At 70.5% G+C, this 22,272-nt stretch carries 16 protein-coding genes and 1 pseudogene; 11 read left to right on the plus strand and 6 right to left on the minus strand.

Annotated elements, in window-relative coordinates; genetic code table 11:
* Nucleotides 1-84 precede the first annotated feature (84 nt).
* Nucleotides 85-723, plus strand: a pseudogene (locus ACWIF2_RS16660) (ATP-grasp domain-containing protein); the annotation flags it as partial.
* 6 nt (nt 724-729) lie between these two features.
* Here the strand turns inward: ACWIF2_RS16660 and ACWIF2_RS16665 are convergent.
* From ACWIF2_RS16665 to ACWIF2_RS16685, 5 genes are all read right to left on the minus strand, one after another.
* Complete coding sequence (locus ACWIF2_RS16665) at nt 730-1,599, minus strand: sulfotransferase family protein (protein ID WP_454361112.1); 870 nt, start codon at nt 1,597-1,599, stop codon at nt 730-732.
* A 140-nt stretch (nt 1,600-1,739) separates the two neighbouring features.
* A complete protein-coding gene (locus tag ACWIF2_RS16670; protein ID WP_454361114.1) occupies nt 1,740-2,990 on the minus strand; it encodes an alpha-L-fucosidase in 1,251 nt (416 codons plus the stop codon).
* A gap of 3 nt (nt 2,991-2,993) precedes the next feature.
* A complete protein-coding gene (locus ACWIF2_RS16675; RefSeq protein ID WP_454361116.1) occupies nt 2,994-6,035 on the minus strand; it encodes an alpha-mannosidase in 3,042 nt (1,013 codons plus the stop codon).
* A gap of 55 nt (nt 6,036-6,090) precedes the next feature.
* Nucleotides 6,091-7,428 (minus strand): 6-phospho-beta-glucosidase, encoded by a 1,338-nt coding sequence (locus ACWIF2_RS16680; protein ID WP_454361118.1) that lies wholly within the window; start codon nt 7,426-7,428, stop codon nt 6,091-6,093.
* Nucleotides 7,425-8,189 (minus strand): DeoR/GlpR family DNA-binding transcription regulator, encoded by a 765-nt coding sequence (locus tag ACWIF2_RS16685; protein ID WP_382486504.1) that lies wholly within the window; start codon nt 8,187-8,189, stop codon nt 7,425-7,427. Before ACWIF2_RS16685 ends, ACWIF2_RS16680 begins: the two co-directional genes overlap by 4 nt.
* A 147-nt stretch (nt 8,190-8,336) precedes the next feature.
* Here ACWIF2_RS16685 and ACWIF2_RS16690 point away from each other — a divergent pair, with 147 nt between their 5' ends.
* The 10 genes from ACWIF2_RS16690 to ACWIF2_RS16735 all read left to right on the plus strand — a co-directional run bounded on the left by ACWIF2_RS16690 (nt 8,337) and on the right by ACWIF2_RS16735 (nt 21,738).
* Nucleotides 8,337-9,389 carry a carbohydrate kinase family protein gene (locus ACWIF2_RS16690; protein ID WP_454361120.1) on the plus strand — a complete coding sequence of 351 codons (1,053 nt, stop codon included), beginning with the start codon at nt 8,337-8,339 and terminating at the stop codon, nt 9,387-9,389.
* Between the two features lie 50 nt (nt 9,390-9,439).
* Nucleotides 9,440-10,717, plus strand: a complete 1,278-nt coding sequence (locus tag ACWIF2_RS16695; RefSeq protein ID WP_454361122.1) for an ABC transporter substrate-binding protein — start codon at nt 9,440-9,442, stop codon at nt 10,715-10,717.
* Nucleotides 10,718-10,841: 124 nt separating this feature from the next.
* Nucleotides 10,842-11,726 (plus strand): carbohydrate ABC transporter permease, encoded by an 885-nt coding sequence (locus ACWIF2_RS16700; RefSeq protein ID WP_454361158.1) that lies wholly within the window; start codon nt 10,842-10,844, stop codon nt 11,724-11,726.
* Nucleotides 11,723-12,571 (plus strand): carbohydrate ABC transporter permease, encoded by an 849-nt coding sequence (locus ACWIF2_RS16705; RefSeq protein ID WP_454361124.1) that lies wholly within the window; start codon nt 11,723-11,725, stop codon nt 12,569-12,571. The genes ACWIF2_RS16700 and ACWIF2_RS16705 overlap by 4 nt, the downstream gene beginning before the upstream one ends.
* Before the next feature lie 190 nt (nt 12,572-12,761).
* A complete protein-coding gene (locus ACWIF2_RS16710; RefSeq protein WP_454361159.1) occupies nt 12,762-13,643 on the plus strand; it encodes an alkaline phosphatase family protein in 882 nt (293 codons plus the stop codon).
* On the plus strand, nt 13,640-16,576 hold the full coding sequence (locus ACWIF2_RS16715) for a glycoside hydrolase family 2 TIM barrel-domain containing protein (protein ID WP_454361126.1): 2,937 nt from the start codon (nt 13,640-13,642) through the stop codon (nt 16,574-16,576). Before ACWIF2_RS16710 ends, ACWIF2_RS16715 begins: the two co-directional genes overlap by 4 nt.
* A gap of 47 nt (nt 16,577-16,623) precedes the next feature.
* Nucleotides 16,624-18,450 (plus strand): LamG-like jellyroll fold domain-containing protein, encoded by a 1,827-nt coding sequence (locus ACWIF2_RS16720; RefSeq protein ID WP_454361127.1) that lies wholly within the window; start codon nt 16,624-16,626, stop codon nt 18,448-18,450.
* 22 nt (nt 18,451-18,472) lie between these two features.
* A complete protein-coding gene (locus ACWIF2_RS16725; protein ID WP_454361129.1) occupies nt 18,473-20,152 on the plus strand; it encodes a PHP domain-containing protein in 1,680 nt (559 codons plus the stop codon).
* A 52-nt stretch (nt 20,153-20,204) separates the two neighbouring features.
* Nucleotides 20,205-21,032 carry a PaaX family transcriptional regulator gene (locus tag ACWIF2_RS16730; protein WP_454361131.1) on the plus strand — a complete coding sequence of 276 codons (828 nt, stop codon included), beginning with the start codon at nt 20,205-20,207 and terminating at the stop codon, nt 21,030-21,032.
* Nucleotides 21,033-21,171: 139 nt separating this feature from the next.
* Nucleotides 21,172-21,738: a hypothetical protein gene (locus ACWIF2_RS16735; RefSeq protein ID WP_454361133.1), complete on the plus strand. Its 567-nt coding sequence runs from the start codon at nt 21,172-21,174 to the stop codon at nt 21,736-21,738.
* Between the two features lie 75 nt (nt 21,739-21,813).
* Here ACWIF2_RS16735 and ACWIF2_RS16740 read toward each other — a convergent pair whose 3' ends face one another.
* A complete protein-coding gene (locus tag ACWIF2_RS16740; RefSeq protein ID WP_454361135.1) occupies nt 21,814-22,269 on the minus strand; it encodes a MaoC family dehydratase in 456 nt (151 codons plus the stop codon).
* Between the last annotated feature and the right edge of the window lie 3 nt (nt 22,270-22,272).

Raw genomic sequence — 22,272 nt, forward strand, 5'->3', positions numbered from 1 at the left:
GGGGACTGGGGGGGGTCTGATGGGGGCGCGGCGTGGGTGGTGTGGGGGGGGGGGTCAAACTGGGTGTGAAACCGCGCGGGGGGGGGGGGGGGGGGGGTGGGCTTCCGCGTGATCACGCGCTCGCCCTTCTCGCTGTCACAGCTGAACGGGTTCCCCAGCCCATATGTACCGCTCGATCTGGTGCTGGAGGCGCTGGGGCAGGCCGAGGAGCCGGTGGACTGGCTGGTGATGCCGCGCCTGGAGCAGCCCGAGGTGTCGGTGGACTGCCTGACCGGTCCGGACAACAGGGTCCGGATGGCCGTCGGCCGCACCAAGAACGGCCGCCGCCGGGGCTTCACGCTGCACGAGCAGTGGCTGGACCCGGCCCGGCGGATCGCGGAGGGCTTCGGGCTGCACTACCTGTCCAACATCCAGTTCCGGATGTTCGGCGACCGGCCGGTCCTCATGGACGTCAACACCCGCCCGGCCGGCGGCCTGCACCAGCTGTCCCTGTGCGGCGTCAACGCCCCGTGGGCGGCTGTGCGGCTGGCGCTCGGCGAGGACCCGGGCGAGGTGGTTCCGCCGTTCCTGGGCCAGGACTACTCGGTGGTGTCGGGGCCGCGCCCGCTGCGTCCGGTGTCGCTGCCGCAGCAGCGGGCGGAAGCGGCCGATCCGCTGCCGCCGGTGCCGGTCGACTCCGTCGGGACGTCCCCGCAGGCCGCGGTGGGGGCCCTGCCCCTCTAGCTCCGGCTAGGCCCCGTACCCCCATGCCTGGGCCAGTTCCTTCAGGCGTGGGGGGAGTTCGACGTCCGGGGCGGCGGTGCGGGCCGTCTGGATGCGGCCGGACTTGATGGTGCTGGACCAGTCGCCGAGCTGAGGGCGGAAGGTGCCGTGGTCCTTGCTGCCGTAGTCGAGCATGCCGGGCTCCCAGGGCACGCCGAGGTGGTCGCAGATGCCGCGGGTGACCTGCTCCGGTTCGGCGGTGAGCTCCTCGTACGTGATCACATGCGGGTCGAGGTTGCGGCGGGCCTCCTCCAGCTTCTCGCTGTACTCGAGGACCTCGGCGCGGACGGCCTCGTGATCGGGGTCGGTGCGGCGGCTGGTGAGGGAGGCGACGACCGCGCCGGGGTGGCGGAGCAGCAGGATGTAGCGGGCGTTCGGCCAACATCGGCGCAGGCGGGGCCAGATGAGTGTGTTGGGCGGGGTCTTGTCGACGATGACGTCCTTGCCGCTGCGGGCGAGTTCGAGGTGCAGCACCCGGTCCCACAGCACGTGTTCCAGCTCGTCCTTGTCGAGGTGGAGCGCCCGCATGGCGTCCGCGGTGAAGTCGCGGGACAGGCTGACGTGCACGGTACGCAGGTGCATCTCGTGCGGGGCGCGGACGCGGCTGTGGCTGTTGAGCAGGACGCGCAGCAGGGTCGAACCGGAGCGCACCGACGACAGCACGAAGACGGGCGAGTCCACCAGCCGGGGAGCGGTCGGGGCGGTGTAGGTGTCGGCGGCCGGGCGGGGGGCGGGGATCGCCTCGAGGTTCCGGCGCGGGGGACTGACCGCCTCTATCACCAGCCTTCCGCGACGCTTCAGTCCCTTGCCGATGGCGGACATACGCGGGTCTCGCACGGTGACACCTTTCTTTCGCTGTGCGTTTCGATCCCAGGGGGGCCGGGCGAACCAAAGGTGTCGTACAGACGAACCGGCCTGCTCACTGGCGTCCACATACCGTCCGTGAGCAGGCCTTTTTCCGCTTTCTTAAACTTTCGTCAGAACCGGCCCGCGCCTCGGTACAGCTCCAGTTCCCCTTCCAGTTCCACGGCAAGCACCGTGGCGTACGGGTCGAGGTCCGCCGCCGCGGGGGGCTCGATCCAGAGGATGCCGGGTGTCTCGTGCAGGCCGCCGGTGACGCGGTGGGGCAGTTCCGTGCCGCTGCCGAGGACCGACACCCGGCGCACCTTGCCGAGCAGGCCACGGACATTGATCTCGGCGCGTGGGGCGTCGAACAGGGTCAGGTAGAGGGTGCGGCGGTCCTTGGAGAGGGTGCTCGGGCCGTAGTGGTGGCCCGGAGGCAGTCCCCGGACGGTGCCGTACACCGCTTCCGCGTGCTTGGCGATCCAGGCGCCGAGTCCTTCCAACCGCTCCGCCTGCTCGGCCGGGATGGTGCCGTCCTCGCGGGGGCCGACGCTGAGGAGCAGATTGCCTCCGCCGCCGATGGTCTCGGTGAAGTAGCGGATCAGCTGGTCGACCGACTTGTGGTTGTGGTCGTGGTGCTGGTGGCCCCAGGAGTCGTTGATCGTGAGGCAGAGCTCCCAGGGGCCCTCCGGCGGGATGACGGGTGCGCCCTGTTCCGGTGTGGCGTAGTCGCCCTCGCTCAGCATGCGGGCGTTGAAGACGACGTCCGGGACCTCGGAGCGGATGAGGGCGGCGAGTTCGGGGATGCGCCACTGCTCCTCGCTGCGGTCCCACTCGCCGTCGAACCACAGCAGGTCGGGCTTGTAGCGGGACACCAGCTCCCGCATCTGGCCGTCCCGGTAGGCCAGGAAGCGTTCCCAGGCCTCCAGGTCCTCGTCCTCCGCCGCGACCTCGGAGTAGCGGTTGTCCTCCAGCTCCGGCGGGCGGCCGGGCTTGCGGGTGGAGGCGTAGTCGGGGTGGCTCCAGTCCGAGTGCGAGTAGTAGAGGCCCACCTTGAGGCCCTGCTCGCGCAGGGCGTCGGCGTAGCCGGCGATCAGATCGCGACCCACGTTCAGGTCGCCGTGGGCCGTGTCCCACAGGGCGACGCCGTCGTGGTGGCGGCTGGTCAGCACGGCGTAGCGGGCGCCGGCCCGTGCGAAGAGCTTCGCCCAGTCGCGCGGGTCGTAGCGGGAGGCCGTGAAGCGGTCGAACTGGGACATGTACCGGTCGTAGGGGACGATGTCGTCGTAGAACGACCAGGACTCCTGCACGCCGTCGACGGCGTAGATGCCCCAGTGGATGAAGATCCCCAGCTTGGCGTCGCTGAACCAGGGTTGTATGGCCATGGGTCAGCCCCTGCGCAGACGCAGCGTGAGGATCTGGAAGGGCCGCAGGGTGACGGAGACACCGCCGTCGGTGAGGTCCGCGTCCTCGGTCGGCCGTTCCAGCAGGTCGGTGATCTGTGCGCCGGCGAGCGGGAAACCGGTGCGCAGAACGCCCTGGGCGCGGCCGCCGCGGGACTCGTAGAGCCGTACGACGACGTCGCCCGAGGTGTCGTCGGCGAGCTTGACCGCCTCCACGGTCACGCCCTCGCCCTCGACGGAGACCACCGGTGCGGGGGCGCCCGCCGCTTCGGCCACCCGGAGCGGCAGGTTGAGGGCGTAGCCCTCGGCGACGGCGTCCTCGATGCTCGCGCCGGGCAGCAGCGCGTAGGTGAAGCGGTGGCGGCCCTGGTCGGCCTCGGGGTCCGGGATGCGCGGGGCGCGGACCAGGCTGAGGCGGACGGTGGTCGTGGTGCCGCCGTCCTCGCGGACCGTGCGGGAGACGTCGTGGCCGTAGGTCGAGTCGTTGATGACCGCGACACCGTAGCCGGGTTCGCCGAGGTGCACCCAGCGGTGGCCGGAGACCTCGAAGCGGGCCGCCTCCCAGCTGGTGTTGGTGTGGGTGGGCCGCTGGATGTGGCCGAACTGGATCTCGGCGGAGGAGTGCGGGGCGCGGATGTCGACCGGGAAGGCCGCCTTGAGGATCTTCTCGGTCTCGTGCCAGTCGATGTCCGTCTCGATGTCGATCCGGGGGCTGCCGGCACGGACGGTGATCGTCTGGGTGATCGTGGAGCCCTTGCCGAAGGACCGCTCGACGCGGACCGCGCCGATCAGCGGGTCCTGCTCGACGACCGTGACGGACGAGGCGTCCAGCAGGTCCGTGTAGCGGTTCTGGTAGTGCTTGTCGATGTCCCAGGCGTCCCAGTAGTTGGGCAGGTCGGTGTGCAGGCGCAGCAGGTTACCCGGGTCGGCCAGGACCTCGCGGTTCGCGCGCAGGTCACGGACGGAGGACAGGGTGCCGTCCTCGGCGATCTCCACGCGGACCAGCCCGTTGTCGAGCACCCGGCCGCTGACCGTCACGGGCTGCGTGGGCCGGGCGTCGGCGAGGGGCGCGGAGCCGTTGGCGGGCACCTCGACGTACACCGGTGCGCCGTCGGCGCTGCGGATCACCTCGGCGCGGGCGTAGGGGCTGGTGTTGAAGGCGCGGGTCTCGCCGGCGCCGAGCGCGGCCACCGCCTCGGCTGTCAGCGTGTGCAGTTCCCCGGCGACCCGTGCGTACTCGGCCTCGGCCTCGCGGTGCACCCAGGCGATGGAGGAGCCGGGCAGGATGTCGTGGAACTGGTGCAGCAGCACCGTCTTCCAGAGCCGGTCCAGCTTCTCGTGCGGGTAGGCGTACCCGGGTGCGTGCAGCGCGGCCGTCGTCGCCCACAGCTCGGCCTCGCGCAGGAGGTGCTCGGAGCGGCGGTTGCCCTGCTTGGTGCGGGCCTGGGAGGTGTAGGTGGCGCGGTGCAGCTCCAGGTAGAGCTCGCCGACCCACACGGGCGCGTCCGGGTACTCCTCGCGGGCCTTGGCGAAGAACTCGTCGGGGTGTTCGACGACGACCTTCGCGGAGCCCTCCAGGTCCGCCAGCCTGCGGGCGCGTTCCATGATCTCGCGGGTGGGGCCGCCACCGCCGTCGCCCCAGCCGAAGGGGGCCAGGGAGCGGCTGGCGCCGCCCTTCTCCGAGTAGTTGCGGACCGCGCGGGACATCTCCTCGCCGCTGAAGCGGGCGTTGTAGGTGTCGACCGGCGGGAAGTGGGTGAAGATGCGGGTGCCGTCGATGCCCTCCCACCAGAAGGTGTGGTGGGGGAATTTGTTGGTCTGGTTCCAGGAGATCTTCTGGGTGAGGAACCACTCGTTCCCGGCGAGCTTGGCGATCTGCGGGTAGGCCGCGTTGTAGCCGAAGGAGTCCGGCAGCCACACGCCCTTGGTCTCGATGCCGAAGTGGTCCATGAAGAACCGCTTGCCGTGGATGAACTGGCGGGCGACGGCCTCGCCGCCGGGCAGGTTGCCGTCGGACTCGACCCACATGCCGCCGACCGGCGCCCACTGGCCGTTCTTGACGGACTCCTGGATGCGGGCCCAGACCTTGGGGTAGTTGTCGCGGACCCACTCGTACTGCTGGGCCTGGGAGCAGGCGAAGATGAAGTCGTCGTACTCGTCGGCCAGGGACGTGACGTTCGAGAACGTGCGGGACGTCTTGCGCTTGGTCTCGCGGATCGGCCAGAGCCAGGCGGAGTCGATGTGGGCGTGCCCGACGCCGGAGACGGTGTGCGCGCTGGCGTGCGCGGGGCGGGCGAGGGCCGGCTGGAGCGCCTCGCGGACGGCGGGTGCGGAGCCGGAGACGTCGTCCAGGTCGAGCAGGTCCATCGCCCGGTCGAGCGCGTGCGCGATCTCGTGCCGGCGCGGGTCGTGCTCGCCCAGCTCCAGCATCAGCTCGCGCAGCACCTGGACGTCGAGGTCGAGGTGCCAGACCTCCTCGTCGAGGATCGCGATGTCGGCGCTGCGGAAGGTGTAGAGCGGCTTGTCGCCCGCGGTGAGCTTGTCGCCGAGCGGGGTGATCTTCGAGAAGTTGTCCGCGAGGATGTCCGGGTTGGAGGCGGCCTCGACCAGGTAGTCGACCGTCTCCCCGCCCGTCGCCGGGTTGGCGATCGCCACGTACTGGTTGAGCGGGTTGACGGCCTTCAGCGGGGTGCCGTCCGTGAGGTGCACGAGGGCCTCGGCCTGGTTGCCGGGCCAGTCGCCCACGAAGCCGAGGTCGATGACGGCCTCGACGCGCTTGCCGGCCCACTCGGCGGGCACCTGGCCGCGCATGCGGAACCAGGTGGTGCCCCAGGGCGGGCCCCACGGGGTGCCCATGGCGAACGGCTCGTACGGGGCGGCGGCGGCCTCCTCGAACGGGACCGGCTCCCCCGGCGCCTGCCAGGCCTCCACCTCGAAGGGCACGGTGGCCGCGTAGATCGCGGTCTTGATGCGCTGGTCGTGAAGGCGCTGCACGCGCTCTTCGATGCGGCTGCGTTCGTCGTGCATGAGATGTCTCCAGGAAGCGGGAGGATCGGGAGGGAAAGCGCTTACCGATCGGCGCTCACCTAAGGTACGCGAGCCCGGGGTGGACCTCGGTGTAGCCCTCGACCAGCCGGCGGGCCACATTGACGGAGTCGACGAGCGGGTGCAGCGCGAAGGCCTTCACGGCCGTCGCCCGCGAGCCGGAGTCGGCGGCGGACAGCACCTCGCGCTCGACGGCCTTGACGGCGCAGACCAGCCCGGTGGCGTGGTCGGGCAGCGGCTCGACGGTGACGGGGTGGGCGCCGTTGGCGTCGACGAGGCAGGGGATCTCGATGACGGCGTCGGTGTCCAGGACCGAGAGGCTGCGCCGGTTGCGGACGTTGAGGATCAGGGTCGTGCGCTCGTCCCGGGCGATGGCCCGCATCAGGGCGAGGGCCACCTTCTCGTAGCCGCCGGAGAGATCGTCCTCGTCGCGTTCGCCGGCGCCCGCCGTCTCACGGTTCTCGGCCATGTAGGTGGCCTCGCGTTCGGCGCGGGTGTCGTCCCAGACCTTCCACGCGGGGGCGTCCGGGTTCCTCATCTCGGCGTAGAAGCGGGCCTGCTGCTCGTGCAGGAAGGCGCCGCGGGTCTTCTCGGCCTGCTGGTAGGCGCGTACGGCTTCACGGTTGAAGTAGTAGTAGTGCAGATATTCGTTGGGGATCGCGCCGAGGGAGCGGAGCCAGTCGACGCCGAAGAGCTTGCCCTCCTCGAAGGAGCCCAGCAGGTCGGGGTCGCCGAGCAGCCGCGGCAGTTCGTCGCGGCCGGCGACGTGCAGGCCGCGCACCCAGCCGAGGTGGTTGAGACCGACGTAGTCGATCCAGGCCTCCTTGGGGTTCGCGCCGAGCACGCGGGCGATGCGGCGGCCGAGGCCCACGGGTGAGTCGCAGATGCCGATGACACGGTCGCCGAGGTGGCGGGACATCGCCTCGGTGACCAGGCCGGCCGGGTTGGTGAAGTTGATGACCCAGGCCTCGGGCGCGAGCCGGGCCACCCGCCGCGCGATGTCGACGGCGACCGGCACCGTGCGCAGGCCGTAGGCGATACCGCCCGCGCCGACCGTCTCCTGGCCGAGGACGCCCTCGGCCAGGGCCACCCGTTCGTCGTTCGCGCGGCCCTCCAGACCGCCGACGCGGATCGCGGAGAACACGAAGTCGGCGCCGCGCAGGGCCTCGTCGAGGTCGGTGGTGGCGCTCACCTCGGGCGCGTCGGGGACGCCGGCCGCCTGCTCGGCCAGGACCCGGGTCACCGCCGACAGCCGCCCGGCGTCCAGGTCGTGCAGGATGACGTGTGTCACCCGGCCCTCGGCATGGTCCTGGAGGAGCGCCCCGTACACCAGTGGCACGCGGAATCCTCCGCCGCCCAGAATCGTCAGTTTCACGTCTGCACCTTTCCCGCCACGACGACCTCGACGCCCGCCTCCTGCAAGGAGGCCCGCGTCGCCGTGTCGACCGGCGCGTTCGTCACCACCACGTCCAGGTCCTCGGGACCGCAGACCTTCGCCATCCCGTGTCCGGGGAACTTCGCCGTGTCGGCGAGCAGGGCGACCTTCTCACTGGCCTTGATCATGGCGCGCTTGACCGGCACCTCCACGACCGTGGTGTCCATGACCTGCCCGCCGGGCCGCACGCCGCTGGTGCCGAGGAAGAGCCAGTCGGCGTGCAGCTGGCGCAGGTTGTCCTCGGTGAGGAAGCCGACCAGGGAGCGGTACTCGCGGCGGACCATGCCGCCGAGCAGGACCAGCTCGATGCCCTCGTCGTCGGCGAGTTCCTCGTAGACCACCAAGTTGCTGGTGATCACGGTGAGCCGGCGGCCGTGCAGCTGCCGGGCCAGGCGGTAGGCGGTCGTCCCGATGTCCAGCAGGACCGACTGGCCGTCCTCGATCATCGCCGCCGCGCGCTCCGCTATGGCGTCCTTCTCGGAGACGCGCACCTCGGCGACCTCGGCGAAGGGCTGGTCGCCCTCCTCGACCACGGCGCCTCCGTGGACGCGTGTGAGAAGACCGTCTTCTTCCAGTTTGACCAGGTCACGCCTGATAGTGGCCGGGCTCACACCCAGCCGCTCGGAGAGGTCGGTCACAGCCGCGGGGCCTCCGGAGCGAAGGGCCCGCAGGATGAGTTGGTGTCGTCGTTCTGCCAGCACGGCCGGAACACTACTCGTCATCTTCAATCATTTCTATGCTCAGTTCTGCTCGGGTATTGACCAATCTCTTCGAGCGGCGCACGATTCCGGTCACGGAAATGAAGAGTTTTGACGATCTCCGTCGAACTCGAGCGAGAGGACACATCCGTGGACGACGACCGGCCCGATGTGCTGCTGACCGGGCTGCTCTTCTACGACCTCGTCCTCACGGGGCTCGGCAAGCCGCCGACACCCGGCGAGGAGATCTGGACCGAGGGCATGGGCTGCGGCCCGGGCGGCATCGCGAACCTCGCGGTGGCGGCCTCCCGCTTCGGCCTGAAGACCTCCCTGGCCACCGTGTTCGGCGACGACTTCTACGGCGAGCACTGCCGTGACGTCCTGTGCGACCAGGAGGGCGTCGACCTCTCGCTCTCCAGGACAGCGGACGGCTGGCCGACCCCGGTCACCGTCTCCGTCGCCTTCGGCCACGACCGCGCCCTGCTCACCCATGGCCAGGAGCCGCCGTACTCGCAGGACGCGCTGATGGGCGACCCGCCCGACGCGCGGACCGCCCTGGTGCACATCGAGGCACAGCCCCGCGAGTGGCTCGCCAAGGCCGCCGCGGGCGGCACGCAGATCTACGCCGACGTCGGCTGGGACCCCACGCAGGAGTGGTCGACGGCCCTCCTGGACCAGCTCGCGCTGTGCCACGCCTTCCTCCCGAACGAGACGGAGGCCATGGCCTACACCCGCACCGACAGCGCGGTCGCCGCGCTCGGCACGCTGTCCGAGCTGGTGCCGGTCGCGGTGGTCACCCGGGGCGGGGACGGCGCCCTCGCCGTCGACCAGATCACCGGCGAGTACGCGGACGTGCCCGCCCTCGACGTCGACGTGCTCGACGCGACCGGTGCCGGGGACGTCTTCGGCGCTGCCTTCGTCACCGCCTCGCTCGGCGGCTGGCCGCTGGCGGAGCGGCTGCGGTTCGCGGTCCTCGCGGCCGGGCTGTCCGTCGGGCACCACGGCGGGGCGCTGGCCGCCCCCGGCTGGTACGGCGTGCACCGCTGGTGGCACTCCCTGACCGATCCCGAACTGAAGCGGTCGTACGGCTTCCTGGCCGACCGGCTCCCGGCGAACCCCGGGCCGGCGGTCGCGTACGCCCCCCTCACTCCGCCGGCCCCTCACACGTCCGTCGGCCCACGCGCCTCCGAACGGCGGCACTGATTCCTCCCTCATCCCCTCAGCACGTCGAACAGCAACAGCAGGAGAGACCCGTGGACCTTTCCCGTAGACGCTTCCTCCAGGCCGCCGCGTTCACCGCTGCCGCCTCCGGTCTGACCGTGGCCTGCGGCAACGGCTCAGAATCGGCCGGCAGCAAGAACGGCAAGAACCTCACCCTGTGGTACTGGGGAGGCGCGCTCAGCGACAAGGTGGTCGCCGAGGCGAAGACGCACTTCGGCAAGGAGGTGAAGCTGACCGTCGCCTCGATCGGCGGCGACTTCAAGTCGAAGCTCGTCACGACCCTCTCGGCGGGCACCTCGGTGCCCGACATCACCGGCATCAAGGGCGAGGACATGGCGTCCTTCCTGCCCAACGCGAACCGCTTCCTGGACCTGAACGACCTGGGCTTCAAGGACGTCTCGTCCCAGTACCTGGACTGGAAGACCAAGCTCGCCCGGACCGAGGACGGCAAGCAGATCGGTTTCCCGATCGACATCGGTCCCACCGCGCTCTTCTACCGCGCGGACCAGTTCGACAAGGCCGGGCTGCCCACCGACCCCGACAAGGTCGCAGCCGAGGCCGGGACCTGGGAGGACTACTTCGCCCTCGGCGTCGAGCTGCGCAAGAAGCTGCCCGGCACCTACCTGATCAACAACATCAGCTCGGTGTTCGACATGGCGGTCGGGCAGGGCACCGAGCGGTTCGTCGACAGGGACAACCGCTTCATCGGCGACCAGGACCACATCCGCAAGGCGTGGACCACGGCGGTCCGCCCCTACACCCTCGGTCTCGACGCCAAGATCAATGACAACACCTGGAACGCCGCCATCGGCAAGAACCTGACCACCGAACTCGGCGCGGCCTGGCACGCGCTGGACATCGAGCAGGCGGCTCCGGACACCAAGGGCAAGTGGCGGGTCTGCGCCATGCCGGGCGGACCGGCCAACCAGGGCGGCTCCTACCTGGCCCTGCCCAAGCAGTGCCGCAACCCCGAAGAGGCGTTCAAGATCATCAGCTGGATCCTCAGCCCGGAGAACGACGCCCGCGGCTTCGCCGACGCCGCCATCTTCCCCGCCGCGCCGGCGGCGTACTCCATGCCGGCCATGACGGGCGGCGACCCCTTCTTCGGCGGGCAGAAGGTCATCGAGGTGTTCGGCCCGGCCGCCAAGGCCATCCCGGCCAGTTACGAAGCACCCGCCGACGCCGCCGTCATGGCGCCTTACAAGACGGCGCTGACCAGCATCGAGGCCAAGGGCACGAAGCCCGAGGACGCCTGGCGGGACGCGGTCAGCCAGGCCAAGCAGATCGCCCGGCGACAGGGGGTGAAGTGAGGTGACGTCACCTCCGGTCGCCGGTCCCGCCGCGGCGCCCCGGCGCCACGGCGGGCCGGGCCCGGCCCGCTTCCGCCCGCGGCGCACACCGCCCGCGGGCACCCTGCGGCCCAGTCGTCGCGGGGTGCTGTCCCACTGGCGGCAGTACCTGGCGATCTCGCCCTTCTTCCTGATCTTCGGCGCCTTCTCGTTCTTCCCGGTCTTCTACTCGCTGTACCTCGCCTTCCAGCGCTGGGACGGCATGGGCACCATGCAGTTCGTGGGTCTGGACCAGTTCCGGTTCCTGTGGGACGACCCGGTCTTCTGGATGTCGATCCGCAACACGCTGGTGATCTGGGTCCTGTCCACCGTGCCCACGCTGTTCGGCGCCCTGGTGCTGGCGACGCTGCTGCATTCGGTGCGGCGTTTCAAGAGCTTCTACCGCATCGCCCTCTACATACCGAACGTGACGTCGATCGTCGCTGTGTCGATCTTCTTCGGGGCGGTGTTCAGCAACAACTTCGGTCTGGTCAACGCCATTTTGGGCACCGTCGGCATCTCACCCGTGCCGTGGCTGAGCAATCCGTGGCTGATCAAGCTGGTCATCGCGCTGCTGATGACCTGGATGTGGACCGGCTACAACATGATCATCTATCTGGCCGGCCTCCAGGCGATCCCCACGCAGATCTACGAGGCGGCCAGGCTGGACGGCGCCGGGCCCATCCGCACGTTCTTCCAGATCACCATGCCGATCATGCGGCCCATCATCCTGTTCACGGTCGTCATCTCGACCATCAACGGCCTGCAGAGCTTCAGCGAGCCCCAGGTCCTGTTCGGCAGCAACGCCGCCAACCCGAACCTCGGCGGCCCGGGCCAGGCGGGCCTGACCACGCTGCTGTACTTCTACCAGTCGGCCTTCGTCAACAACGACTACGGCTACGGCGCGGCCATCGTGTGGGCCTTCTTCGTACTGATCATGGTGCTGGTCGTCATCAACTGGCGCGTCGTCCAGCGCGGGAGGAAGTCATGACCGCAGTGGTCAAGAGGCGGTCACGGCGCCCCAAGGGGCTGACCGCGCACATCTTCCTCGTCCTGGCCGTGCTGATCTCGATCTTCCCGTTCATATGGACGATCGTCATGGCGACGAACACCACCGAGGACATCTACAAGAGCCCGCCGAAGCTGACCTTCGGCTCCCATCTGCTGGAGAACATCCGGCACGTGCTCGACACCATCGACTTCTTCGGGTCGATGCTGAACACGATCGTCGTCGCGACCGTCACCACCGTCCTGGTGCTGTTCATCGACTCCCTGGCGGCCTTCGCCTTCGCCAAGTTCGACTTCCCCGGACGCAAGGTGCTGTTCGCCATGCTGGTGGGGTTCATGATGCTGCCGCTCCAGCTGGCCGTACTCCCGCAGTTCATCCTGATGTCCGACATCGGCTGGGTCGGCACGCTCAAGGCACTGGTGCTGCCCGCCCTCGCCAACGCCTTCGGCATCTTCTGGCTGCGCCAGTACATCGAGAACGGCGTGCCGGACGAACTCCTCGACGCCGCGCGCATCGACGGCGCCGGCTTCTTCCGCCAGTACTGGAACATCGTGCTGCCGATGATCAAGCCCGCGCTGTCCTTCCTCGCGATCTACGCCTTCGTCGGTGCCTGGAACGACTACATCTGGCCCCTCGTCGTGCTCACCGACCCCAGCCACCTCACCCTCCAGGTGACGCTCGCCCAGCTCCACGTCGGCCACACGACCGACTACAGCATGGTCATGGCCGGTGTGCTCATGGCGTCGATCCCGCTGGTCGTGGTGTTCACCATCTTCGCCCGCGGGTTCATCTCGGGCGCCACGGAGGGGGCAGTGCAGGGGAGCTGACCGGGTAGCCGCGCCCCGACAGGGGCGCGGGGCTGTGTCTATATACGGCTCCGCCGCGTGGGCGCGACCAGCCACAGGGGACGCCCAGCCGAGAACCGGCAGCCGGTCCCGAGCTCTCAGGACACAAGAAGGGCACCCAGTGACGGACGTCAACTCCAAGGCCCCACGCGCCAAGGTGCTCGTCGTCGGCATGGACGGACTGCGCTACGACCGTCTGATCAACTCACCGGCCAACGCCCCCGTGCTGCACGCCCTGATGGCCGCAGGCGCCGTCGGCACCAGCCTGCTGCCCTACGGCGAGGCCGACGGCCAGGCCGAGGGCGGGCCGACGACCAGCATGGCCTACACCGACTCCGGGCCCGGCTGGTCGAGCATCCTCACCGGTGTGTGGCCCGACCGTCACGGGGTCACCGGCAACGACTTCAAAGGCGCCGACTACGCCCGCTACCCCGACTTCCTGACCCGCGCCGCCACCGCCCGGCCCGGTCTGCGCACGGCGGCCGTGGTGTCCTGGCCGGCACTGGTCCGCCGCGGCACCCTCGGCCGGGCCATTGGCCGACGGGCGCGTCACAACGGCGAATCCAGGGGGTACGAAACCGCGGACCGCCGCGTCGCCCGCACCGCCATACGCTGGCTCACCACGTTCGACCCGGACGTCCTGTTCGTGTACTTCGGCGCCACCGACGAGGCCGGCCACGCCACGGGCCCCCTCTCCCCCGCCTACGATCACGCCCTCCTCGCCCAGGACGCGCACCTGGGACGGCTGCTGGAGACGATCGACGCCCGGCGCTCGGATCCCGGGCGCGCCGGGGACCGCTGGACCGTGCTGGTGACCACGGACCACGGTCATCTCGACACCGGCGGCCACGGCGGTGACACCCGCGCCGAACGGGAGGTGTTCGTGATCCTCGCCGAGCCCGGCATGCCCGGCGGCACCCGGCTCGACACACCCCGTCTCATCGACATCGCCCCCACGGTCCTGGACCGTCTCGGCATCCCCGTCGACCCCGCCTGGGGTCTGCGGGGCAGTGTCCTGCCCCGCCCCACCGCACCGACTCCGGAATGGTCATGACCGACGCATCTCTCGATCCCCTGCTCGCCCTGCGCCCCTGGGAGGCGCCCGAGGTCACCTCTTGGCGGCGTCTGCCGATGAACGCCGTCGACCGGCGGGCCGGGGCCGTCTCCCTCGACGGCGACTGGCGCTTCCAGTTGCTGCCCGCGCCGGACGCCCCGCTCGGGGAGGTCTGGTCGTCGTCGTACGTGCCCGGCGTGTGGACCATGCAGGGCACGGACGACCTGCCCCGCTACCTGAACATCCGCATGCCGTTCGCCGAGTTCCCGCCCGAGGTGCCCGCGGCCAACCCGACCGGCGTGTACGAGCGGACGGTGGACGTGCCGGCCGAGTGGACCGGGCGGCGGATCGTGCTCCAGGTGGGGGCCGCCGAGAGCGTGCTGCTGGTGCATGTGGACGGGCGGCCCGTCGGGGTCTCCAAGGACTCCCATCTGGCCGCCGAGTTCGATCTGACGCCGGTGCTGCGTCCCGGGGAGCGGGCCATTCTGCGCCTGACCGTCGTGAAGTGGTCGGACGCCTCGCACATCGAGGACCAGGACCACTGGTGGCACGGCGGGATCACCCGCTCGGTGCTGCTGTACGCGCGGGACCCGCTGCATCTCGCGGACGTGGCCGTGCGGGCCCGGCGGGACGGCGACCTGCGCGTGGACTGCCGGGTGCGGGACACCGGCGGGGCGCTGCCCGAGGGCTGGTACGTCAGCGGGGAGCTGGACGGGCACCTGCTCACCCAGGACGCGGAGTTCGACCGCGCCAACGCCGAGGACGAGCGCGTCTCCGACTTCCTCGGCGAGGCCCGGCTGCGCGCCGCCGTACCGGACGTGCGCACCTGGACCGCCGAGACTCCCGAGCTGTACGGCCTGACCGTACGGCTGCATCGCGCCGACGGCACGGTCGCCGACACCTCGCACCACCGGATCGGCTTCCGCGACGTCGAGGTCTCCGGCCGGGACCTGCTGGTCAACGGCGAGCGCGTGTTCATCCGGGGCGTCAACCGGCACGACTTCCATCCGCTGACCGGCCGGACGGTGTCGTACGACGACATGCGCGCCGATCTCGTCCTGCTGAAGCGGTTCGGCTTCAACGCGATCCGCACCGCGCACTACCCGAACGACCCGTCCCTGTACGACCTGGCCGACGAGCTCGGCTTCTACGTCGTCGACGAGGCCGACATCGAGTCCCACGACCACGCGCACGAGGTCGCCGACGACCCGCGCTATCTGGGCGCCTTCGTCGACCGGGTCGCGCGGATGGTGCTGCGGGACAAGAACCACCCCTCGGTCATCATCTGGTCGCTGGGCAACGAGTCCGACTACGGCGCCAACCACGACGCGGCGGCGGGCTGGATACGCCGGCACGACCCGGCCCGGCGGCCCGTGCAGTACGAGGGCGCCGCCAAGCTCGGCTGGGCCGATCCGGACCTGGCCTCCGACATCGCCTGCCCGATGTACGCGCCCCTCCAGGACTGCCTGGCGCACGCCATGTCCGGGACCCAGACCAAGCCGCTCATCCAGTGCGAGTACTCGCACGCCATGGGCAACAGCAACGGCACGCTGGCCGACCATTGGGAGGCCATCGAGGCCACCCCGGGTCTTCAGGGCGGGTTCATCTGGGAGTTCTGGGACCACGGCATCCTCCAGCGTGTGAACGACGGCAGACCGGCCGGGCGTGGGGGCGCCGGGCTCTATGACAACGGTGTCGCCGCGCCCGGGCATCGCTGGGCGTACGGCGGCGACTTCGGGGAGAGCGACCACGACGGCGCCTTCATCGCCGACGGGGTGGTCTTCCCCGACCGCACCCCCAAGCCCGTGATGTTCGAGCACCGGGAGATCGCCGCGCCGGTGCGGATCGAGTGCTTCCGGCACGAGGGCATCGTCCTCGGCAACCATCAGCACTTCCGCGGCCTGGACTGGCTGTCCGGTGAGTGGGAGCTGTCCCTCGCCGACGGCGGCACCCTCACCGCTCCCGCCGAGCTGCCCGATCTGCGGCCGGGCGAGACGGCCGCCGTGCCGCTGCCGTTCGAGCTGCCGGAGGACGGCGGCGAGGCATGGCTGACCCTGCGCGTCACGACGGCCCGGGACGAGGCCTGGGCGCCGCGCGGAACGGTCGTGTGCCTGCCGCAGGTGCGGCTGCGGGCGGCGGAACCGGTGCGGCACACCCCGGTCTCGAACCGGCCGGTCGAGGTCGACGAGGACGGGCTGCTGGTCCATCCGCTGCTGGCGGCCGCGCCCACGCTGTCCCTGTGGCGGGCGCCCACCGACAACGACGAACTGGGCGGGATGGCGGGCCGCTGGCGGGACTGGGGGCTGGACGCGCCCACCCGGAAGGTCGTCGCCGTTCGGCGTGACCCGGGACGGGTCGCCGTGGTCGCCGACCTTCTCTGCCCGGGCGGCACCGTCCGGCACGAGCAGGTGTTCACGGCCGTCGAGGGCGGGCTCCTGGTGGAGGAGAGCGCCGAGCTGCCCGAGGCGCTGGACGACGTGGCCCGGGTCGGGTCGGTCTTCGAGACGGTCGCCGGGCTGAACCTGCTGGAGTGGTTCGGGCAGGGCCCGTGGGAGTCGTATCCGGACCGGGGCGCGGGCGCGCCCGTGGGCCACCACGGTCTGCCGGTGGACGAGCTGTTCACGCCCTATCTGCGGCCGCAGGAGAGCGGCGGGCGGCACGGCGTACGGCGGTTCACGCTCTCCGCGCCGGACGCCACCGGGCTGGCGGTGCGGCTGGACCAGCCGTGCCAGGTGTCCGTGACCCGCCATCGCGCGGCCGACCTCGCCTCGGCCGCGCATCACGACGAACTGGTGCCGCGTGCCGGGTGCGTGGTGCACATCGACGCGGCGCACCGCGGGCTGGGCACGGCGTCGTGCGGGCCCGACACCTTCGCTTCCTATCTCGTCGCGGCAGGCGTCCATCGCTGGAGCTGGACGCTGCGCGTTCTCTGAGTTCCTCTCCTTCTTCCTCTCCTCCTCTGTCACCTCATGGAGCACCCGTGTGCACTTCGCATGACCACGGCCTGGGCGAGGCGCCCCAGGCCGGTGCCGGAAGACGCAGTTTCCTTCGTGCCACCGCGCTGCTCGGCGCGACCGCCACGGCGGCGGCCGCGCTGCCGGCCGTCACCGCCGCGGCGGCGCCGTCGAGTTGGCGTCCCGATCCGCACAGCCGCCGCTTCACGCTCGCCGTGATGCCGGACACCCAGTACCTCTTCGACGGGCCGAGCATCGACAAGGCGCCGGTCGAGGCGTCGCTGCGCTATCTGCTGGAGCACGGCAAGGAGGAGAACCTCGTCTTCCTGTCCCATCTCGGGGACCTCACGCAGAACGGCGCGAAGGAGGAGTTCGCGGCGATCGGCGAGGCGTTCCGGCTGCTGGACCGGCGGGGCGTCGGCTACAGCGTCCTGGCCGGCAACCACGACGTGAAGTCGTCGACGACCGATCAGCGGGGTGCGACGCCGTACCTGGACGCCTTCGGGCCGCGGCGGTTCAAGGGGAAGCCGACGTTCGGCGGCGCCTCCCCGGACGGCTACAACACCTTCCACCTGTTCACGGCGGGCGGCCGGGAGTGGCTGGTGCTGGCGCTGGACTGGCGGCTGTCGCCGCAGGGCTACGCGTGGGCCATGGAGGTCATGGCACAGCACCCGAAGACGCCGGTGATCCTCACGACGCACGAGCTGGTCGTCGAGGACGGCTCCCTGTCGGAGTACGGGCAGCAGCTGTGGGACCAGTTGGTCGAGGAGCACGACCAGATCTTCCTCACCCTCAACGGGCACTACTGGCCGGCCGCCCGCGCGACGCGGAAGAACGCGGCCGGGCACGACGTCCATCTGCATCTGACGAACTACCAGAACCGCTACTTCGGCGGCGCGGCGATGATCCGCCTCTACCGCTTCGACCTGGACCGGAACGTGATCGACGTGGAGACGGTCTCCCCGTGGATCCTGGGCCGGGCCAAGAAGGGTCTCAACGAGCTGGAGCGGCAGGAGATGGAGCTGAGCGGCGACGCCGACCGGTTCTCCGTCGAGATCGACTTCCGGAAACGATTCTCCGGCTTCGCGCCCGTGCCCGCCCGGCCGGCCCGGCCCGTCTCGAAGCTGCTGCTGCCGGGCACGATGGCGTACTGGCGCTTCGACAAGCCGTCGGACGGAACCGTCCGCGACCAGTCCGGGCGCGGCAACGACCTCTCCCTGGTCACGGTGGGCGGCGGCTCCCTGGGCTGGTCGGCGGACCACCACCCCGACCAGCCGGGCCACGGCAGCCTGGAGTTCCAGGGCTTCAAGTCGCCGCTCAAGGGCGCCTATCTGCGCACGGTCGACGGTGCCCCGCTCAACGCCGCCACCTTCGAGGACGGTTACACCATCGAGGCGTTCTACCGTCTGCCCGCCGACTGGGACCCGGACCACAACGCCTGGTCGGGCCTGGTCTCGCGCACGGGCACGGGCGGCGCCGCGGGCAAGACGGCCGACGACCCGGACGAGCCGCTGGCCACGCTGTCGCTGTCCAACGACCGTGAGCCGCAGTGGGCGATGCGCCCGCTCAACCAGCAGGGCATCGCCACCAACTGGGCTCAGGAGACCCCGCTGGAGACCTGGTGGCATCTCGCGGTCGTCAACGACGGCGAGCACAGCACGCTGTATGTCGAGGGCTGCCCGGTGCTGCGCAATCCCAAGGCGGCCTCCGTCGGCATCACCTCCGTGGGACTGCCGTGGCTGCTGGGCGGCTACGAGTACGGCGGCAAGATCGACCAGATCTTCCACGGCCGGCTCGGCGACGTCCGGATCGTCGCCCGGGCGCTGCCCGTCACCTCCTTCATGAACCACTGAGATCCCGAAGGGCTTGTCGATCATGACCGAGCAGCAGCTGCCCGCCTGGGCCGATCCGTCCGTCTCCCCCGCCGCCCTCGATCCGCAGGGCGTCTCCCGCCGCGGGCTCCTGCGCCGCGCGGGCCTGTTCGGCGCCGCGTTCGCCCTGGGCTCGGCGGCGACAGCCCAGACCCCCGCCCTGGCCGCCGGTGACCGACGGCTGGGCGGCGAGGACCCGCGCCTCGCCTACCTCGTCGGCGACCACCACATCCACACCGTCTACAGCCATGACGCCAAGTACACGTTCTCCCAGCTGGCCGCCGCGGGCGCGAAGTACGGCCTGGACTGGATGGTGTTCACCGAGCACTCCAACTTCGGGCACGCCGACCACGGAGCCGCGTTGGAGCACAAGGAGATCCTGAAGGCGCGTGCCGACAACCCGCGCCAGCTGATCTTCCAGGGCCTGGAGTGGTACATCCCGGCCGCCGAGCACTGCACGGTGTTCACCACACCCGGCCGGCACGAGGTCGACCTGCTCACCCGCTTCGAGCGCGCCTACGACGGCAAGCTGCTCGGCTACGACAAGGGCGGCCCCGCCGACGCGGACACCGCCCGCAACGAGGCCCACGCCGTCAAGGCGCTCAAGTGGCTGTCCCAGCAGCGCCGTTCGGGCTACGTCGACGACGTCCTGGTCCTCGCCAACCACCCCCTGCGCCTCGGGATCGACTCCCCGCACGAGATGCGCGCCTGGCGGGACGCTGCGCCCGAGATCATGATCGGCATGGAGGGCGCGCCCGGCGCCCAGGGCGCCGCCATCCCCGGCTGGCGGGGTGCCACCTCGATACGCGGCGAGTACGAGAACAAGCCGTCCGCGCAGTCCTGGCCCGGCTACCCGGCGGACGCCTATCTGACGTACGGCGGCTTCGACTGGGCGACCGCGACCGTCGGCGGCCTGTGGGACTCGATGCTCGCCGAGGGGCGGCTGTTCTCGATCACCACCAACTCCGACGCCCACCGGATCGTCTTCGACACCTGGAAGAACGGCGACTGGCCGGCCGGGCAGAACTTCGACAACACCGGCAAGCTGCCCGACCCGGTGAACACCGACACCCCGCAGCCGGGCAGCGACTTCTGGCCCGGCCAGTTCAGCCGCACCCACGTGGGCGTGACGCGCTACGGCTACCGCGCGGTCATGGCGGGCCTGCGCGCGGGCCGGGTCTGGCTGGACCACGGGCATCTGCTCGACGGGCTCGACGTCCGGGTCAAGCGGGACCGCGACGCCGGTCGCGGCGTCACCCTGGGCGGCCGGCTGCGCGTCCGCAAGGGCGAGAGAATCAGCCTCTACGTCACCGTCACGACCGCCTCCCGCCCCAACGCGCAGGGCATCCTGCCCGAGCTCCGGCACGTCGACGTGATCCGGGGCACGGTGCGGGGCCCCGTCACCGACCGGGACACCTGGAAGGCGCCGGACACCAAGGTCGTACACACGAAGGACGTCAGCGGCCGCAAGGGGACGTACACGCTGCGCATCCCGCTCACCGCCGGGGACGAGTCCTTCTACGTCCGGCTGCGCGGCAGCGACGGCAACCGGAACGGCACCGGCTACCTCGGTGCCTCGGTCGACCCGCACGGGCCGGTCCCGCACGAGCCCGGGAACGGGGACCCGTGGGCGGACACGTGGTTCTATTCCAACCCCGTGTTCGTCGATGTCGAGGGTGCCTGACTCCGGGTACCAGCAGGTCACGGAGTGATCCGGCGGAGGTACGGTGGGCCGCGTGACCGGTGAAGAGTCGCTGCGGCCCCAGTCCCTCATGCTGACGTTCCTGGGCGACCAGGTGCTCGGGCGTGACGTGTGCGTGTACTCGGGCAGCGTCATCGACGTGTTCGCCCGCGCCGGCATCGGCGAGCAGGCGACCCGCTCGACGCTGACCCGCATGGTGGGCCGTGACCTGCTGCGCCGCCAGCGTGAGGGCCGCCGGATGTACTTCGGGCTGACCGAGCGCTCGGAGGCGGTGCTGCGCGACGGCGAGCGGCGCATCTGGCAGACCGGCGCCGTCAACCGGCACTGGGACGGCACCTGGACCCTGCTCGGCTTCTCCCTGCCCGAGTCCTGGCAGCGCCAGCGCCACGACCTGCGCTCCCAGCTCACCTGGAGCGGCTTCGGACCGCTGTTCAACGGCCTGTGGATCGCCCCGGGCGAGGTCGACGTGTCGGCGCTGGTGGCCGAACTCGGCCTGTCCGCCCATGTGAAGGTCTTCCGGGCCCACGCGGACACCGGCATGGACATCGGCCAGATGATCGAGGAGACCTGGGAGCTGTCCGACCTGGCCGGGCACTACGAGGCGTTCGTACGGCGCTGGCAGCCCTGGGAGGACGACCTGCCGGACGCCGACGACGCCCTCGTGCTGCGCCTGCGCCTGCAGACCGAGTGGCTGCGCATCGTCCGGCGCGACCCGCGCCTGCCCGTCAAGCACCTCCCGGACGACTGGCCGGCGGACCGGGCCGAGAAGACGTTCCGGGCGGTGCACGACCGGCTGTCACCGCTCGCCCGTGACGCCTCGGAACGCCTGCTCGACCTGGTGCCGGCGCGCGCACGTACGTGACCTACGCCAGAAGGATGACCGACATATCGCGACTGGAACCTGATTCGGACACTCGGGGCACCCCAAGGCGCGACTGTCTGTAACGCTCCAGCCAGGGACGGCGAAGCCGCAGTGGCCGCCGTCGTCTGAAAGGGCGTACGTGTACACAATCATCGCCGTGGTCTGCGTTGTCTGCTTCGTCGTCGCGCTCGCTGTCGCGGCCTGGCGCTGGCAGCAGCCCGTCTACAAATTCACCGGTCTGGGTGTGTCCGCCGCAACCCTGGCCGTGGCTGTGGTGGTTCCCACGCTCAACTGGAAGGACTCCGGTGACAGCACACCCGGCGACGCGAAGTCCTTCGACATCACCCTCTCGGTGGAGGACAACACAGATGTCGACCTGTGCCTGAGGGGGGTACGGGGAACCGGTCGAGCGGCTGAGGGTGAGGCCATGGCCCTGCTGGTCCGTGGCCTCAGCGATGCGCAGTACTACCTCGCCCATCACATCCCGGACGACGAGGACTGGGGTGTCCCCCGGTTCCAGGTCGGTGCGGTCAAGACGAAAGCAGGTACCCTGTACGAACTGGTCATCTGGAGGTTCGACGCCGAGATGGCGGGCGTGGCCAGGCATCTCACGAAGGCTCAGTTCAAGAGCCGTCCTCCCGGGGTCCACGAGGTTGCCCGTCGCAAGGTGATCCGCAAGGCGGCCACCGAGAAGGACGTGTGCTGACATGCATCGCGCCGGTCCCACGACCAGGACCGGCACGAAGCGGTCGACCGGGCCGGAGGCCGCCGCCGACGGCGGTCAGGCGTAGAACCGCGACAGGCTCTGCAGCACCGCCGCCGGCTTGGTGGCGCCCTCGATCTCGATGGCTCCCTCGACGGTGATCTGCGCGCCTCCCGGTACGTCCTCGACCTCGGCGAGCCTGGCCGTCAGGCGGATGCGGGAGCCCACCTTCACGGGGGAGGGGAAACGCACCTTGTTGAGGCCGTAGTTGACCTTCGTCGTCACTCCCTGGACGTCCAGCAGTTCGGTGAACAGCGGGATGAAGAGGGAGAGCGTGAGGTAGCCGTGTGCGATGGGGGCGCCGAAGGGGCCCTCCTTGGCCTTCTCGGGGTCCACGTGGATCCACTGGTGGTCCCCGGTCGCGTCGGCGAAGGTGTCGATCCGCTCCTGTGTGACCTCGATCCACTCGCTGGTGCCGAGGTCGCTGCCCGCGAGCTTCTTCAGTTCGACGAGACCGTTGACGGTGATGCTCATACA

This window comes from Streptomyces sp. NPDC055506 (assembly GCF_053643595.1).

Coding starts and splice junctions, on each gene's coding strand:
- ACWIF2_RS16670 (WP_454361114.1), bottom strand. CDS start 2,990: ATGGCCATACAACCCTGGTTCAGCGACGCCAAGCTGGGGATCTTCATC.
- ACWIF2_RS16675 (WP_454361116.1), bottom strand. CDS start 6,035: ATGCACGACGAACGCAGCCGCATCGAAGAGCGCGTGCAGCGCCTTCAC.
- ACWIF2_RS16705 (WP_454361124.1), top strand. CDS start 11,723: ATGACCGCAGTGGTCAAGAGGCGGTCACGGCGCCCCAAGGGGCTGACC.
- ACWIF2_RS16710 (WP_454361159.1), top strand. CDS start 12,762: ATGGACGGACTGCGCTACGACCGTCTGATCAACTCACCGGCCAACGCC.
- ACWIF2_RS16715 (WP_454361126.1), top strand. CDS start 13,640: ATGACCGACGCATCTCTCGATCCCCTGCTCGCCCTGCGCCCCTGGGAG.
- ACWIF2_RS16725 (WP_454361129.1), top strand. CDS start 18,473: ATGACCGAGCAGCAGCTGCCCGCCTGGGCCGATCCGTCCGTCTCCCCC.
- ACWIF2_RS16740 (WP_454361135.1), bottom strand. CDS start 22,269: ATGAGCATCACCGTCAACGGTCTCGTCGAACTGAAGAAGCTCGCGGGC.